Genomic DNA, 15,695 nt, shown 5'->3' with positions numbered 1-15,695 from the left:
ACAAGGTCGCACCGAAGGAGTTCCCATGAGCGACCAACTACCGGCACTGCTCGTCAAGGTGGGGCGTTTCCCCCAGCTCCACGGGGGGCTCGGGGTTGTGCGCACCCTGGGGCGTATGGGGGTCCCGGCGTACGCCATGGTCGAGGACCGTTTCACCCCGGCCGCCCTCTCAAGCCATCTTGCCGGCCGCTTCATCCGCCCGACGACCGGCAGGGAGGACACGTCGGAACTGGTCTCGACCCTCCTGCAGATCGGCCGGGAGATCGGGCGCCCCACCGTTGCGGTGCCGGAGGGAGACGAGGCCGCCGTGCTGCTGGCGGAGAACGCCGGTCGCCTGGCCGAGTGGTTTGTGCTGCCCCCCGTGCCGCCCGCGCTGCCCCGCACTCTGGCCAGCAAGGAGGGGTTGCACCGGATCTGCCAGGAGCACGGGGTGCCCACCCCGCGCACGCGATCGCCGGTCAACAGGGCCGAGCTGGTCGCGGTGAGCCGCGCATGGGGCTTTCCCGTGGTGCTGAAGGACAGGGAGGCGTTCACCAAGTTGAACGACTCCGCCATGGGGCACACCACGGTCGTTCACGACGAGGCCGAGTTGCTCGCCCGGTGCGGGGCGGCCGAGTCTCCCTCCGTCATCGTGCAGGAGTACATCCCTCTCGAACTCGCCGAGGAATGGTTCACCCACCTCTACTGCAGCGCGCGAGGCATACCCCGGCTCGTCTTCACGGGGCACAAGTTCCGCTCCTGGCCACCGAAGACAGGCCTCACCACCCGGGCGCGGGCCCGGCCCAACACCACCCTCGCGACGCTGGCCGTCGAGCTGTGCCGTGCGATCGGCTACTGCGGGATCGCCGACCTCGACTGGCGGTTCGACCGGCGCGACGGCCGCTACAAACTGGTGGACTTCAACCCTCGGTTCGGGCAGCAGTTCCGCCTCTTCAGCACCACGCGGGGACTGGATGTGGTCCGGGCTCTGTACCTGGACCTGACCGGTCAGCACGTTCCGGACGGGGTACAGATCCACGGCCGGGGCTTCATCGTGGGCAATCTGGATGCGGTATCGGCGACTGTGAGTGCTTGGCGCGAACGCCGGCTCCCGGCGGCGCTGCCGCGGCGGAACCTCGAACGAGCCTGGCTGTGCCGGGACGATCCCGTGCCCGCGGTCGCCGAGGCGGTGCGCTTCAGCGGCACCGTGGCACGGCGACTCACGAAACCGTTGCGCGCCGTGGGCGGTCCGGACAAGGGTGTTCCGGCCGCGGGTGCGCTGCCGCACGACACCGTCTCGGCTCCGGCAGGTCCACTCCTGCCGCAGAAGGGCGCAGCTCCGTGAGGCGGGTCATCCTGCACATCGCGCAGTCGAGCGAGGCAGGCGTCGCCAGAGTGGTCACGGACCTGGCCGCCGGGCAGTGTGCGAAAGGCGACCGGGTGATCGTGGCATGTCCGATCGCCGGCACACTGTTGTGGACAGCCGCGCAGCGCGGGGCCCAGGTGATGCAGTGGGACGCCGTGCGCTCTCCAGGTCCGGCGCTCCCGCGCGAGGTTGCCGGAGTGCGGCGCATCGTGGACATGGTGCGTCCGGATGTGGTGCACCTGCACAGTGCGAAGGCGGGCCTCGCAGGCCGCCTGGCGATACGCGGGCGCCTTCCCACCGTCTATCAGCCGCATGCCTGGTCGTTCGAAGCCGTGTCCGCTGCCCTGCGGACTGCCGCCGTGCAGTGGGAGAGGGTGGGTGCGCGATGGGCGCACCAGGTGGTGTGCGTCAGCGAGGGCGAGCGTACCCACGGGGTGGCCGCCGGCATCCGGTCCCGGTACACCGTCGTACGCAATGGGGTGGACCTCGACTCGTTCAACCCACCGGAAGCCTCTTCGCGTGAAGCCGCGCGGTACCGGCTCGGCGTCGCCGGCACCGGACCACTGGCCGTGTGCGTGGCGCGTCTTTGCCGTCAGAAGGGGCAGGACGTGCTCCTCGCCGCCTGGGCAGAGATCGAGGACCGGATACCGGAGGCGCGGCTGGTCCTGGTCGGGGGCGGGCCGGACCGTTCGGTCCTGGCAGCACGGGCATCCCCGACCGTCAGGTTCGCCGGAGCCGTCGTCGACCCTCGCGACTGGTATCTCGCGGCTGATCTCGTGGTTCTGGCCTCTCGCTGGGAGGCGGGAATGGCGCTCGCCCCCATGGAAGCCATGGCCTGCTCCCGCCCCGTCGTCGTCACCGACGTGCCGGGAGCGCGGGAAATCCTCCCGCCCCATCATGTGCCGTTCGCCGTCGTGCCGCTGGAGGACCCGGGTGCGCTCGCAGCCGCGGCGGCACGCCTGCTGGCCGATCCGGCGACCAGCGGTGCACTCGGCGAGGAGGCGCAGGCACACATCCGCCGCCATTACGACGTGCGGCAGGTCGTCGAGCGCATGTACACCGTGTACTACGACGCCCGCCGCGTCTGGGCCGCGGACCTGCACGGCCCAAACAGTACGACGGCCGACACGCGGCGTCCGTGAACGAGGTCATGGCCGGTGGGCGCGGCCGATCAGTGAGTGCAGGGCGGGGCGCAGCGACGGCACTGCCCCGGACATCCGACGGACGGCGGGATAGCCCCGCCAGATCTTCAGCCGGAAGGTCGCGTCGGTCTCGGTGGCGTTGATGTCGACGCGCGGGACGGCGTAACGCCCGGCGCCCTGGTGCACGCTGAACGCGATCTCGAATCCGGCTTCGGCCACTGCTCTGCGGGCGGCCGCGTCGTGCGTTCCGTAGGGGTAGGCGAACGCGCGGGCGCGCTTGCCGGTGATGTCGGCCAACACCGCAGCGGCATCCACGAGATTGCGGGCGAGGGTCCCGGCCCTGGCGTTCACCAGGTCACTGTGGTCCCATCCGTGGCATTCGACGTCCAGCCCCGCATCAGCCAGTGCGCGCACGCCTTCAGCGTCGAGCAGTGGCTCATCCGGCATTCCGGCCATCCACGTGGAGGTGCCACCGAGTACGCCGCTGAGCACAAAGGCGGTAGCGGGAAACCCCAGCTTGCGCAGGACCGGCAGCCCCTCGTCCAGCAAGGCCTGGTAGCCGTCGTCGAAAGTCACCAGCACGCTGCGCCTGGGGAAGTCACCGCGCAGGTACCGGCCGAGCGTCAGGGGCGTCCAGCCCCGGTCGAGGAGCCCTCGCAGTTGCCTGTAGAGAGTGTCCGGTGAGACGAACAAGCAGAACGGGTCCTGGCGGGCGGGGCGTCTGCCGACGCCGTGATACATCAGCACCAGCGGTTGCCTGACCGTCATGACGTGACTCATCGGGGACCGTCCGCGGCAGCCCCGCCCGATCTCATCCGACCGACCAGTCCACGCCCGGCCCCGGCCGCCTTGGCGAGGTCTCGCACTGCCGCGGCGAAGGGGACGAGGGGCAGCGCCGCCCAGTGGCGTCGGCGGACAACCCTGGTGAGCGGCAGTGACACGTACGCCGCGAACGCAGTGGTCGCGACCGACCGGGCGCGTGGGCCCGTCACCACCGCAGCGAGGGCGGTGGCGTAGGCGAACGCTCTGGCCATGTCCCGGCCCAGCAGGCGCGGGTTCGCCGACCGTCCGCCGCCCTCGCCGTAACGGAAGTACATCGCCGCTGTCTGGCGCAGCGTCGGCCGCTGCTCCCAGCGAACTTCGGCGGCGGAGGCCAGGACCGCCCGGTGGCCGGCCCCGACCACAGCCCGGCCGAAGAGTACGTCCTCAGAGGTCCGCAGATGTTCGGGGAAGCCCCCGGCGTCCTGCCAGGCGGTGCGGGAGAAGGCCACCGAACGCCCGGTGGGCATGGTCGGGTCGAGTCCCCGGCCGAAGAGCCGACAGTACACGCGGGTCCACGGTCCCGGGTGACGGGCCTCCTCGGGGACCGGATAGCCCACCGCCGACATGGCATGGGCCAGCGGTCCGTGGCCGTCCACCCGGTAGACGCCGGTGATCAGGTCGGCCGGGACGGGCTCTGCCGTCGCCGCGCGCAGCCGGTCCAGCCAGTCCGGATCGGGGTAACAGCCCGCGTCGGTGCAGGCGATCAGTGGGTTGCCCGCCGCTTGCACGCCGGCGTTGCGGCCGGCCGAGATGCCCGAGCCGGGGAGCCGGAGCAGGCGGATCCGGGCATCCTTCGAAGCCCACGCCTCGACCCGGTCGGGCGTGCCGTCGGTCGAGCCACCGTCGACGACGACGATCTCGTCCCCGTCCTCGACGAGTTGGGGGACCAGCAGGCCGAGCAGCCGGTCGATCACGTCGGCCTCGTCGAGCACGGTGGTCACCACCGAGACCGGCGCGGTCCCGGTCAGCCCCGCACCGGGCAGCCGAGCGACCTCGGACAGGATCTGCACCAGCCGTCCGGCGCACTCGGCCGGGCCCGGATGAGAAGCGGCCAGCCGGTGTCCCACCGAGCCCATGGCGACGCGGGTGTCGCGGTCCGCCAAGCGCCGCAGCGCCAGGCCCACCTCGGTGGAGTCGCCGGGCTGGACGGCGATCCCGGCGGGCGCCGCCCCCGGCTGCGCCACCCGGTCGGCGACGGGGCCCGGTGTGGTGATCACCGGGACTGCGGAGCGCATCGCCTCCAGTGCGACCGCACCGAACCCCTCCGGATAGGGCATTGCCGGGGTGGCCTTGGTCAGCACCGCGGCCGCCTCGGCCCCGGGGATGATCCGCCAGGCGTCCTGGACAAAACCCGTGAAGTCGACGCGGTCGCCCACTCCGAGGTCAGCGGCCAACCGGGCGAGCCGGCTCGGCTCGCCCGGTTCGGCCGGATCCTCGCCCCCGACCACGGCCAGTCGCCAACGCTCTCCCCCGGGCTTCGCCAAGGCCTCGATCGCGTCGTCCACGCCCTTGTTGGCGACGAGACGGCTGATGGTGAGCAACAGCGGCTCGTCGTGGTCGTCTCCGAGCCGCACACCGTGTCGTACCAGCTCCTCCCGAGCCGCCTCACGCGGCAGTGCGGTGCCCTCCGGCGCGGGGAACGGCACGAGTACGGCCCGGGGATGTCGCGAGGCGAGCACCAGTCCGTCCGCGGTCGCCACGCAGTCGTCGATGAGCGTGGCCAGGAGCTTCATCAGACGGGGGTGGGTGTAGTCGTGCTTGGCCCAGACGCACCGCACCCCGGTGAGCCACGTGGCCGGGCCGCACACGCACGCCGCTTTGATCCCGTTGGCGAGAACCACGTCCGGCCGGTCCGCCCGCAACCGGCGCGCGAGCGATACCGCGGAGGCCGCGATCGCCGCTCCGGTCCGGCCCGTGGGGCGCGTCACGCAGGGCACGCCCCTGCGGCGGAACTGCTCGTCCAGCGGTCCTTTCCCCAGCATCACCGCGTCCACGTCCAGCCGGTCGGTGGCGTCGAGCAGCGCAAGCAGCCAGAGTTCCGCACCGCCGAGGATTCCAGCGGTCGTGACCACCGTGACGCGCAGTGGACGGTTCATATGGCCCTCCTGCATGGCCGACAACCACAGCCTGACCCGCAGCTGAGGGCTGCCGTGGCCGTTCGGGCGAAGACAGCTCATCACCGAGCAGCTCTGGCGTGTCCGGAAATCACCGATCCCTACCTGATCAATGCTCCGCCGGTCCAGGCACTGACGCCAACAGATGGGCCGCTGCCAGGGCAAACGGGCACAATGCGGCCATCCCACTCGGGCCCGATGACGCAGCCGGCCGAGCCCTGGACCGCTGCGCGACACACGGGGCCGACAGGCTCCCCTTCCAGTTCCGCACCAGCTATGTTTACGTCGTATACGGATGCTGTAGCCCAGACGGCCCTTACATTCACGGGGCAAGGAGGCGCGGAATGGCCAAAGGCTCAGGAAACGACCCCGCTCGCCGCGCCAGCGATCGCGGGCGCTATGGCAGGCTCAATCGCGAGCGCGTGCTCGCCGCCGCCCTGGAGCTGGTGGATCGAGAAGGCCTCTCGGCTCTGAGTATGCGTCGGCTGGGCGCCGAGCTCGGCGTCGAGGCAATGGCTCTCTATCGGTACGCGGCGGGCAAGGACGCCCTGCTGGACGGCCTGGTCGAGGCGCTGTACCTGGAGCTGGAGGAACGCCTGGCCGCCGAGGCCGGGCCCGAGGGCGAGGACGCCGGGGCACACGAGTGGCGTAGCGGGCTGCACCGCATCGCGCGGGCCACGTACGACGTATGCCTTGCCCACCCCCAGGCGGTCCCGCTGTTGGCCACGCGCATGCTGGCGGTCCCGCTGGCCCGTCGGCCCCTCGCCGTACTCAAGGATCACGAGCGGGTGCTCGCGCTGCTGCGGGAGGCCGGGTTCGACGACAACCGTGCGGCCGCCGTCTTCCGCGCCTTCACCGCCTGGCTCCTCGGCTATGTCTCCGTGGAACTGCGTCCGATGGTGGACAACCCCGACGAGCCGGATCCGGCGTTCCGCCTGGGCCTGCACCGGATGCCGCCGCAGGAACTGCCCATCCTCCGGGATGTCGCCCCCGCGCTCGCCGAGCGCGGGGGGCCTCAGGGGCTGGCGGCCGGCCTGGACTCGTTGCTCGACCGCTTCGTCGAGGCAGGGTGAGGAGCGAGGTCCGCTGGCGGCAGCCCTCGCAGGTGTGACCTACGAGGACCGCCGTCGGTGCACCTCGTCCAACCGAGCCCGCTGCTCCCCCGTCAGCTCCAGCTCCACCGCCGCCAGGTTCTCCTCCGACTGCGCCGACGACGACGCCCCGGCGAGCGGGATGATCGGCAGTTCGCCGCCGATCCGCCAGGGGAGGACGACCTGGTTGACGGTCGCGCCGGTCTCGCGGGCCACGTCGCTCAGGACCGCGAGCCGGGCTGGGGTTCCCGGGCGGTCGCAGTCCGGAGGCATGGGCTTCTAGTCGCGGACGTAGGCGCCGGTCAGCAGGGGTGAGCAGGCGACAAGGGGCAGGGCGGGGTCCTCCCTCATGCAGCCGAGAACCTCGTAGCCGGGCAGGCCGGCGCGGCCGCGAGGGCGTGGGCCCGTTCCACGCGACAGACGACGTGGTTGCTGACGTCGATGCGGCCGACCGTGCCCTCGGCGACCAGTTCGGCGAAGCCCTCGACCGTCTCCTGCACGACTATTCCGAGAAGAGCGACTGCCCCGCGCTCCGCGGTGCTCCTCCGACCTCAACTCACGTGCGCTGCTTGCTGATCATGGCGAACTCGTCGGCCTCGGCGAGGTCGAAGTCGCCGTGGTCGCTGCCGAGCCCCTGTGCTACCAGCGCCGCCGCCGCACTGCCGAGTATGGCGGCCTCGAACGGCGTACGGCCCAGGCTCACACCGCGCAGGAAGCCGGCCGAGAAGGCGTCGCCGCAGCCGGTCGTGTCGACCACGTCGATCTCGAAGGCGGGGACCGTCTCGGTGCCCTCCGCGGTCACCAGGAGTACGCCGTCGCCGCCGCGGGTGACCGCGACGAGACCGGCCCCGCCGGCGAGAAACTTCTTCGCGCCCTTCACGAGGTCGAGCTCTTCACTGAACCCGAGTACCTGATCGTCGTTGGGCAGCAGGTAGTCGACGTACGGGAGCACCGGCTCGATCTGGTCGAAGCTGCCGAGCTCACCGGGGGCCAGGAGGTCCACGGAGGTCACCACGTCGTGTTCCTTGGCGTGCGCGAGGATGCGCGCGGCCACGTCGGCGCCGATCAACTCGGGGCCGCCCAGGTGGAGATGGGTCGCCTCGGCGACCGCGTCCCAGGGCACGTCGTCGAGGCCGTAGGTGATGTTGGCACCGAGCAGATGGAGGGAGGGGCGGTCGCCGTTGGGGCGGATGGGCAGGACGCTCGCGGAGGTGGAGGTGTCGATGCGGCGGACGAGCAACTCCGTGTCGATGCCTGCCTTGTTGAGCAGCTGGACCAGCAGGTCGCCGGTCGGGTCGGTGCCGATCGCCCCGGCGGTGCGCACCGAGGCGCCCAGCTTGGCGAGGGTGAGCGCGGTGCCGGCGGCCGTACCGGCGGCGGTCATCCTGATGTCCTCCACCAGCGTCGCGCCCTGGCCCTCGGGTATGGCTTCCACCGGCCGTACCAGCACGTCCAGTACGTGCACGCCCATCGTGACGACCTGCTGTGCCTTCATCGGTTTCCCTCCCGCGCGGGTTGTGTGGTGCCGTAGTTCCGTGCGATCGCGGCCTCGATCACCGCGAGTTGCTGCTGTTCGTCGAGCACACGGGGCGGCCCCAGGGCGGCCGCGTGCTGGTAGACACCGCAGGCCCACTCCAGCAGCAGCGCGTGCTCGACCGCCTTGTCGAGTGTCGGCGCGTGGGTGAGCGCCCCGTGGTTGGCCATGAGTGCGGCGCCGCGGCCGTCGAGTGCGGTGAGCACCGAGTCGGCGAGCTCCGGGGTGCCGAACGTGGCGTACGGCGCCACTCGCACGGTGCCGCCGAGTGCGAGCAACTGGTAGTGGATGCAGGGCAGTTCGTCGAGCACGCAGGACAGTGCGGTGGCCATCGACGCGTGGGTGTGTACGACCGCGCCGGTGCCGTAGCGGCGGTAGACCCCGAGATGCAGGTCCAGTTCCGAGGTCGGCTCCAGCGTGCCGGCCACGATCTTTCCGTCGAGGTCGACCACGGTGACCTGGTCCGCGGTGAGTTCGGCGAGAACCGCGCCGGTGGCGGTGATCGCGACCCGCTCCCCCGCGCGCACGCTGACGTTGCCGGCCGTGCCGATGAGCAGCCCCTCGGCCCCCAGACGGCGGCAGGCGTCCGCCACGGCGGCCCGCTCCTCGCTCAGCGCCGAGCTTGAGTCGGTCATGCGCGCGACGCTAACCTAAACGTGAAACAAAGTCACGTTCAGATTCTAAGATCAGACTCTAAGATCAGATTCCAGGATTCGGAGGCAGTCGCGTGGGTGAGCCGACCGCGGACGCCGGCCCGGTGGCGGGGATCGCCTCCCTGCGCCGAACTCCCCAGCAGGCACGCAGCAGAGCCCGTCTGGTCCGGGTCCTGGAGGCCGCCGAGCGCGTCCTGGTCGACGAGGGGGTCGAGGCGCTCACCACGACACGGATCGCGGCGGAGGCGGGAGTCTCGGTCGGCTCGATCTACCAGTACCTGCCCGACCGCGGCGCCATCATCGAGGCCCTCGCGGCCGGCTACTTCACCAAACTCGAAGCCGCCATGGACGACCTCGTCCGCAGCGCGTCCGCACAGCCGTGGGAGGACCCGGTGGGCGTCCTCATCGACGCGTACGCCGAGATCTACCGCACCGAACACGGCTTCCGCGCCCTGTGGTTCGGCAGCGGCCTGACCGAGCAGACCCGGGCCGCTGACCGCGAGCACAAGCGCCGGATGGCCGACGGGATCCGCCGTATCCTCCTCGCGCTCGGCCTCGCTGAGGACGACGACGACCTCGCCCGGTCCTGCCACGCGGCGGTCCTCGCCGCCGACGCCCTCGCCCAGGAGGCGTTCCGCCGCGACACGAAGGGTGACGCGGCCCTCCTCGACGAGGCCAAGATCATGCTGCGCGGCTATCTGACGGACATCGCCGGACGCTATCCGGAACAGGGTGGGTGAACGGCCGCAGCTCTCTCAGGCGGTCGTCATCCACTTCTCCAGCCCACTCGCATCCAACGGCAGCGCGTCCGACAACACCTCCGACCCATCGGGAGTGACCAGGATGTCGTCCTCGATGCGCACACCGATCCCCCGCAACTCCGGCGGCACGGTCAAGTCGTGCGCGTGGAAGTACAGACCGGGCTCGACCGTGAGCACCATGCCCGGGGCCATCTCCGCGCCCTGGTACGCCTCGTCGCCCGCCCGTGCGCAGTCGTGCACGTCGAGGCCCAGGTGGTGGCCGATGCCGCACACGAGGTAGCGGCGATGATGCTGGCCGGTGTCGGAGAGCGCCTCGTCCACGGAGACCGGCAGCAGCCCCCAGTCGGCGAGGCCGTGCGCGATGACCTCCATGGCGGCGTGGTGGAAGTCGGTGAACCGGCGTCCGGGCCCCACCGCCGCCAGCCCGGCCCGGTGGGCCTTCTCCACCAGGTCGTGCACCTGCCGCTGGGCGACGGAGAACCGGCCGGAGGCCGGGAAGGTGCGGGTGACGTCGGCGGTGTAGTGGCTGTCGACCTCAACTCCCATGTCGAGCAGGAGCAGTTCGTCCGGGAGGACCGGACCGTCACAGCGCACCCAGTGCAGCGTCGGGGCGTGCTTGCCGCTGCCGACGATCGACGCGTAGCCCGGGCCGTTGCCGTACGCGCGGGCGTACCGGTCGAAGGTGCCCTGCAGCCAGCGTTCCCCCGGGCCCTCGATCGCGGCCGGGATCTCGCGGACGACGGCGGCGAAGCCCTCGACCGTGCGGTCTACGGCCCGGCGCAGCTGTGCGACCTCCCACTCGTCCTTGTACATGCGCAGTTCGGCCAGGGTCCGGCCCACTTCTTCGGCTACGGCTTTTTCGGCTACGGCTTTTTCGTCTACGGTCACCTCTTCGCCCAGCTCCGAGAGCGGGCGTACGGCGATCCCCAGCGCCCGTGCCCAGTCGTCGAGGCCCGGCGCTGCCCCGACCCACAGCTCGCCGTACTGGGCGTCGCGCCAGAAGGACTGCTCTCCGGCGTAGGCCGGGGGCGGCATGTAGAGCGTGGCGTCGCCGGCCCGCAGCACCACCACGGCGTTCTCGATCGCGCAGCCCGTCACCCAGTAGAAGTCGCTGTCCGGGCGGAAGTCGTACGTCGTGTCGTTGCTGCGGACGGGAGCCCGGCCGGCACTCAGCACCACCGTCCTGCCGGGCAGCGCGGCGGCGAGCCGGGCCCGGTGGTCGGCGGCGGCCTCGGCGGCGCCGGGGACGACGCGCGGTGTGCGGTCGGGGGTGTCCCAGCCCGTGCCCATGTACGCGTTGAACTCGGGGATGTCCGTCAGCTTCGGGGGCCTGCCGTCACTCACTGATCTCTCCTCCTGCGTCCTGCACCAGCTCGGTCAGCCGGGCGAAGACCCGGTCGTCGCGGATGCCGTCATGTTCGTACTCGTTGGTGACCCAGGTCTGGACGTTGCCGACCCGGGAGGCCGTGTCCAGCTGCAGGCCCGCGTCCACGTACATGTCGTCGTAGTAGACGGCGGCGGCGACCGGGACCTCGTTGGCGGCGAGCCGGTCGGTGTCGTAGAGCGGCGGCCACTTCTCGCGGGCGGCCAGTTCCTCGACCGCCCCCTGGAACGGGCGCAGTTGGGCGATTTCCCGGAACATCCAGGGGTAGATCATCTCGCCCGTGAACAGCAGGGGCCGTGTGTCCTCGCCGAACTGCGGGTGCCGGGCCCGCTCGGCCTGTGCCGCCCACGCACTCGCGCCGGAGCCATGCCCGTAGATGCTCTCCTGCAGCGCGGCGAACAGCGGGTTGTCGCTGTACGAGGTACGGGCCATCACGTCGTACAGGAACGCCGAGGACAACTCGTCCCCGTTGAAGGCCTCGTCGAGCAGCCAGTGCAGGCGCTCGTGGCCCGGTTTCATGCCGAAGTCGATGCCGAGCGACTGCAGCCGCCGGACGGTCAGCACGTCGCCGTCGGGCAGCCGTATGTCGCCCTCGGCCAGCCGGTCGGCGATCCGGGCGACGTGGTCGAGGTGCTGGGGGTAACGCCGGTAGAACACCGCGTTCTTGGCCTCGACCCGCGGGTACGTACGCCGGTAGACCTCGGCGGCGGACGGTTCGATGCCGGGCAGTCCTCCGGCGACGTAGCAGGCGCTCAGGCCCTCAGGGGCGCGGGACAGGTAGGTCAGGGTGAGGAAGCCGCCGTAGGACTGTCCGAGCAGGGACCAACGGCCGCCGCCGTAGACGGTCTTCCGCAGGTGCTCGTGGTCCGCCACGATCGAGTCCGCGCGGAAGCACGCGAGGAAGTCCGCGCCCTCCCGCGCGGTCGTGAACGCGCTCATCCGGCGGCCGTCGATCCGGGTGCTACGGCCCGTGCCGCGCTGGTCGACCAGGATCACCCGGTACGTCTCGAGCGCCCGGCCGAGCCACCCGCTGCGGTCGAGCGGGCGTGGGCCTTTGCCGCCCGGGCCGCCCTGGAGGTAGACCAGGCAGGGCAGGTCCTCGCCCTTCCGCGCGGGGGCGGTGATGTCGCGGGCGAAGAGCTGGATGGTGCCGCGTGCCGGCTCTGACCAGTCGAGCGGAACGTCCACGAGGTGCTCGCGGACGTGCATCCCGGGAATCGTGCAGGCAACGGTGTCGGTCATGCGGTGGCGGCCCTTCTCCGGCGGTCCCACTCCGGGTTGATGCGCGGGATCGCGGCCAGCAGCGTCCGGGTGTACGGGTCAACTGGATCGTCGAAAACCTGGGCGCACGGCCCCTGTTCGACGATCTTTCCCTTGCTCATGACCGCCACCCGGTGCGCGATCCGCCGGACCACCGCCAGGTCGTGGGCGATGAAGACATAGCTGAATCCGCTCTCCCGCTGAAGCCTCAGCAGCAGCTCGATGACCTGCGCCTGGACGGACACGTCCAGCGCGGAGACCGCCTCGTCGCAGATCACCAGTTTCGGGCTGACGGCGAGCGCGCGGGCGATGCCGATCCGCTGGGCCTGGCCGCCGGAGAACTGCGCGGGATAGCGCTGGGAGTGGTCGGGGTTGAGGCCGACCCGCTCCATCAGCTCCTTGGTGTACGTCCTCCTGTCTCCCGGTGGCGCGATGCCCTGGTAGTCGAGCGGGGCCATGAGGATGCGCTCGACGGTGTGCCGGGGGTTGAGCGAGGAGAACGGATCCTGGAAGACGACCTGCACGTCGGCCCGGTAGCGGGCGAGCTGCGCGGCACCGGCGTGGGTGATGTCCTCGCCCTCGAACTCCAGGACGCCCGCGCTCGGTTCCATGAGTTTGGCGACCATCCGCGCGGTGGTGGACTTGCCGCTGCCGGACTCGCCGACCACGGCGAGGGTCTCGCCCCGGCCCACGTCGAAACTGACGCCGTCCACGGCGGTGAACTCGGCTTTACGGCCGTACACGCCGCGGACGGTGAACCGCTTGGTCAGGTCTCGGGCGCTGAGCAGTACGTCGCTCACGTGGTCACCTCGTCGGCGGGAAGGGCGTCGGTGATGCGCGGGATGCTGTCCAACAACTTGCGCGTGTACGGGTGTTGGGGTGCCGAGAAGATCTGCTCGGCGGTGCCGTACTCGACCTGCTCGCCCTGGCACATCACCAGCACGCGCGTCGCGATGGAGCTGATCACGGCGAGGTCGTGGGTGATGAAGACCATCCCGGTGCGGGTGCTCTGCTGCAACTCGGCGAGCAGGCGCAGGATTTGGGCCTGGACGGTCACGTCGAGGGCCGTGGTCGGCTCGTCGGCGATGAGCAGCGCGGGCGAGCAGACCAGTGCCATCGCGATCATCACGCGTTGCCGCTGCCCGCCGGAGAACTGGTGGGGGTAGTGGCCCACCCGCCGTTCCGGTTCCGGGATGCCGACCCGCGCGAGCGCCTCGACGGCGACCTTCCTGGCCTCCTTGCGCGAACCGCCTCGGTGCGCCCGGTACATCTCCTCGATCTGCAGGCCGACCGTGTAGTACGGGTTCAGCGAGGACAGCGGATCCTGGAAGATCATGGCCGCCTGTGCGCCCCGGATCCGGCGCATCTCGCGGTCGCTGCGGCCGAGCAGCTCGACTCCGTCCAGCCGGACGCTGCCCTCGGTCACGGCCCCGCGCGGCAGCAGGCCCATGACGGCCAGGCTGGTCATCGACTTGCCCGAGCCGGACTCGCCGACGATGCCGACGGTCTCGTTCCTGCCGACCGTGAACGACACGTCCTTGACGACGGCCACGGGCCCCCGCGTGGTCGGCAGAGTCACGGTGAGGTTCTCCACGACCAGCAGCTCGCTGTTCAGAGCCTCGCTCATCGGATCCTCACCCTCGGGTCGAGGGCGGTGTAGACGAGGTCGACCACGACGTTGCCCACCACCACGAAGAAGGCCGCGAGCAGCGTGACCGCCATGATCACCGGCTGGTCGTTCTTGGCGATCGAGTCGGCGGCCATCTTGCCGATGCCGTTGAGTCCGAAGACGGTCTCGGTGATCAACGCGCCGCCCAGCAGCGCGGCGAAGTCCATGCCGAAGATCGTGACGATCGGCGTGAGTGCGGGCCGCAGCGCGTGCCGCCGCATCGTGAGGACGGGAGCCAGGCCCTTGGAGCGGGCCGTCCGGAAGAAGTTCTCGGCCAGCGTGTCGATGACGTTCGCTCTGGTCAGCCGCGCGTACAGGCATGCGGCGCCGGTGGCGAGGACGAACCACGGCATGAGGTACGACTGGAACCACAGCCAGGGGTCGTCCGTGAAGGCCACGCTCGACGGGAACGGCAGGATCTGCAGCTTCACGACCAGGATGTACTGCAGGGCGAGCGCGAGCACGTAGTTGGGGATGCTGGCGCCGCCCAGGGCCAGGTTCATGGCGGCCCGGTCCCACCAGGTGCCCTCCTTGACCGCGCTGAGCAGTCCCGCGGTGATGCCGGCGAGCAGCCAGAGCGCGGCCGCGCCGACCGCGAGGGTCGCGGTGACGGGGAGGCGGGTCACGACCATCTGCATCACGGACTGGTTGGTCTGGAACGAGTAGCCGAGGCAGGGCGCGGGACAGTGCACGAGGTTGGCGCCGGTCCCGTAGTCCCGCCCGGCGAACAGCCCGCCCAGGAAGTCCCCGAACTGGGTGAGGAACGGTTTGTCGATGCCGAGGACCGTGCGGATCTGCGCGACCCGTTCCGGGGTACAGGTCTTGCCGCAGATCATCACCGCTGGATCCGGCGACAGCTCGAAGAAGATGAGGTAGGTGAACAGGCAGACCAGGAACAGGATCAGCACGAGCCCGGCGATCCGGCCGGCGAGGTAACGGGCCATCAGGCGGCCTCCCCCGCGTCGGTGGCGGCCCGGATCCGGTCGCCGAGCACGGTGAGGGACAGCACGGTCAGGAAGAGGAAGAGCCCGGGGATCGCGAAGTACAGGGGGTCCACCGCGTACCAGCTGACCGAGCTCGCGATCATCTGGCCCCAGGAGGGCGTCGGCGGGCTGACGCCCACCCCAAGGAACGACAGGCCGGCCTCGGTACCGATGTATCCGGGCACGGAGAGCGTCGTCATCACGATCAGCGAGCTCCGCAGGTTGGGCAGGATCTCCCTGAACACCAGGGCGCGTCGGGACGCGCCCGAGGCGCGGGCCGCCTCGACGAAGTCGCGGTTCAGCAGGGTCAGCGTCTGTCCGCGCACCACGCGTGCGAGATAGGGCCAGCCGAACACGCTGATCACGGCGACCAGCAGGAACGACCGGTTGCCCGCGGGCAACGACGACAGGATGGCGATCATGAAGATCAGCGCCGGAAAGGCCATCAGGAAGTCCATGACCCGGGAGACGAACTGGTCGACCCAGCCGCCGTAGAAGCCGGCGACCATACCCAGGACCACGCCGAGGAGCGTGGTGACCACGGTCGCCGACGCGGCGATGAGGAACGACACGCGCGCGCCGTACGCGATGCGCGCCAGGATGTCGCGGCCGTTCAACGGCTCGACGCCGAGCGGGTGTTCGGCGCTGATCCCGCCGAACGACCCCTTGGGCAGACCGCCGGAGTCGACGTCGATGGCGGACGTGTCGAACGCCGTCGGTCCATGTCCCGTGAGGGCGCTGATGAGCGGTGCGCAGATCGCCATCAGCATCATCAGGGCGATGAAGGAGGCGCTGAACAGCGCGGCCCGGTCGTGTCGCAGCACGCCCAGGATCCGGCCGCCGGCGGTGGCGGGCACACCCGGTGCACCGGGTGAACCGGGTGCGCCCACCGGTGGCCCGGGGTGCGCGTCATGCACGAAGGCAGTCGTCATGAGCC

General features: G+C 70.7%; 14 protein-coding genes and 1 pseudogene. 4 read left to right on the top strand and 11 right to left on the bottom strand.

The window, feature by feature from the left end:
• Window positions 1-25: 25 nt before the first annotated feature.
• Window positions 26-1,324 (top strand): carboxylate--amine ligase, encoded by a 1,299-nt coding sequence (locus IG08_RS0113790; RefSeq protein ID WP_063757771.1) that lies wholly within the window; start codon window positions 26-28, stop codon window positions 1,322-1,324.
• Complete coding sequence (locus IG08_RS0113785; protein WP_052424666.1) at window positions 1,321-2,487, top strand: glycosyltransferase; 1,167 nt, start codon at window positions 1,321-1,323, stop codon at window positions 2,485-2,487. Before IG08_RS0113790 ends, IG08_RS0113785 begins: the two co-directional genes overlap by 4 nt.
• A 6-nt stretch (window positions 2,488-2,493) precedes the next feature.
• Here the strand turns inward: IG08_RS0113785 and IG08_RS55810 are convergent, their stop codons facing one another.
• Both IG08_RS55810 and IG08_RS0113775 read right to left on the bottom strand, forming a co-directional pair.
• Complete coding sequence (locus tag IG08_RS55810; protein ID WP_052424665.1) at window positions 2,494-3,255, bottom strand: polysaccharide deacetylase family protein; 762 nt, start codon at window positions 3,253-3,255, stop codon at window positions 2,494-2,496.
• Between the two features lie 8 nt (window positions 3,256-3,263).
• Window positions 3,264-5,405 carry a glycosyltransferase gene (locus IG08_RS0113775; RefSeq protein ID WP_030600611.1) on the bottom strand — a complete coding sequence of 714 codons (2,142 nt, stop codon included), beginning with the start codon at window positions 5,403-5,405 and terminating at the stop codon, window positions 3,264-3,266.
• A 362-nt stretch (window positions 5,406-5,767) separates the two neighbouring features.
• Here IG08_RS0113775 and IG08_RS0113770 point away from each other — a divergent pair, with 362 nt between their 5' ends.
• Window positions 5,768-6,496: a TetR/AcrR family transcriptional regulator gene (locus tag IG08_RS0113770; RefSeq protein WP_030600609.1), complete on the top strand. Its 729-nt coding sequence runs from the start codon at window positions 5,768-5,770 to the stop codon at window positions 6,494-6,496.
• A gap of 39 nt (window positions 6,497-6,535) precedes the next feature.
• On the opposite strand, the pseudogene IG08_RS57070 reads toward IG08_RS0113770, so the two are convergent.
• The 3 genes and pseudogenes from IG08_RS57070 to IG08_RS0113755 form a co-directional block, all read right to left on the bottom strand.
• Window positions 6,536-7,020: pseudogene (locus tag IG08_RS57070) on the bottom strand (aldo/keto reductase); the annotation flags it as partial.
• A 50-nt stretch (window positions 7,021-7,070) separates the two neighbouring features.
• Window positions 7,071-8,009 carry a carbohydrate kinase family protein gene (locus tag IG08_RS0113760; RefSeq protein ID WP_030600607.1) on the bottom strand — a complete coding sequence of 313 codons (939 nt, stop codon included), beginning with the start codon at window positions 8,007-8,009 and terminating at the stop codon, window positions 7,071-7,073.
• On the bottom strand, window positions 8,006-8,683 hold the full coding sequence (locus tag IG08_RS0113755; RefSeq protein WP_030600604.1) for a class II aldolase/adducin family protein: 678 nt from the start codon (window positions 8,681-8,683) through the stop codon (window positions 8,006-8,008). Before IG08_RS0113755 ends, IG08_RS0113760 begins: the two co-directional genes overlap by 4 nt.
• A gap of 92 nt (window positions 8,684-8,775) precedes the next feature.
• Here IG08_RS0113755 and IG08_RS0113750 point away from each other — a divergent pair, with 92 nt between their 5' ends.
• Complete coding sequence (locus IG08_RS0113750; protein ID WP_043454198.1) at window positions 8,776-9,441, top strand: TetR/AcrR family transcriptional regulator; 666 nt, start codon at window positions 8,776-8,778, stop codon at window positions 9,439-9,441.
• 15 nt (window positions 9,442-9,456) lie between these two features.
• Here IG08_RS0113750 and IG08_RS0113745 read toward each other — a convergent pair whose 3' ends face one another.
• Genes IG08_RS0113745 through IG08_RS0113720 form a run of 6 tightly spaced genes read right to left on the bottom strand, consistent with a single transcriptional unit; the run spans window position 9,457 to window position 15,690 of the window.
• Entirely contained in the window at window positions 9,457-10,806 is a 1,350-nt protein-coding gene (locus tag IG08_RS0113745; RefSeq protein ID WP_030600600.1) for an aminopeptidase P family protein, read from the bottom strand.
• A complete protein-coding gene (locus IG08_RS0113740; RefSeq protein WP_030600598.1) occupies window positions 10,799-12,088 on the bottom strand; it encodes an alpha/beta fold hydrolase in 1,290 nt (429 codons plus the stop codon). The genes IG08_RS0113745 and IG08_RS0113740 overlap by 8 nt, the downstream gene beginning before the upstream one ends.
• Window positions 12,085-12,906 carry an ABC transporter ATP-binding protein gene (locus IG08_RS0113735; protein ID WP_030600596.1) on the bottom strand — a complete coding sequence of 274 codons (822 nt, stop codon included), beginning with the start codon at window positions 12,904-12,906 and terminating at the stop codon, window positions 12,085-12,087. The genes IG08_RS0113740 and IG08_RS0113735 overlap by 4 nt, the downstream gene beginning before the upstream one ends.
• A complete protein-coding gene (locus IG08_RS0113730; RefSeq protein WP_052424663.1) occupies window positions 12,903-13,733 on the bottom strand; it encodes an ABC transporter ATP-binding protein in 831 nt (276 codons plus the stop codon). Before IG08_RS0113730 ends, IG08_RS0113735 begins: the two co-directional genes overlap by 4 nt.
• Window positions 13,730-14,719 carry an ABC transporter permease gene (locus IG08_RS0113725; RefSeq protein ID WP_030600592.1) on the bottom strand — a complete coding sequence of 330 codons (990 nt, stop codon included), beginning with the start codon at window positions 14,717-14,719 and terminating at the stop codon, window positions 13,730-13,732. The genes IG08_RS0113730 and IG08_RS0113725 overlap by 4 nt, the downstream gene beginning before the upstream one ends.
• Window positions 14,719-15,690: an ABC transporter permease gene (locus tag IG08_RS0113720; protein WP_030600590.1), complete on the bottom strand. Its 972-nt coding sequence runs from the start codon at window positions 15,688-15,690 to the stop codon at window positions 14,719-14,721. The genes IG08_RS0113725 and IG08_RS0113720 overlap by 1 nt, the downstream gene beginning before the upstream one ends.
• Between the last annotated feature and the right edge of the window lie 5 nt (window positions 15,691-15,695).

It is taken from the genome of Streptomyces fulvoviolaceus, from assembly GCF_000718165.1.
In the GTDB taxonomy this organism is placed as follows: Bacteria; Actinomycetota; Actinomycetes; order Streptomycetales; family Streptomycetaceae; genus Streptomyces; species Streptomyces fulvoviolaceus.
The sequence above is the reverse complement of the archived record's forward strand: the minus strand, read 5'-3'. Positions and strand labels throughout refer to the sequence as shown.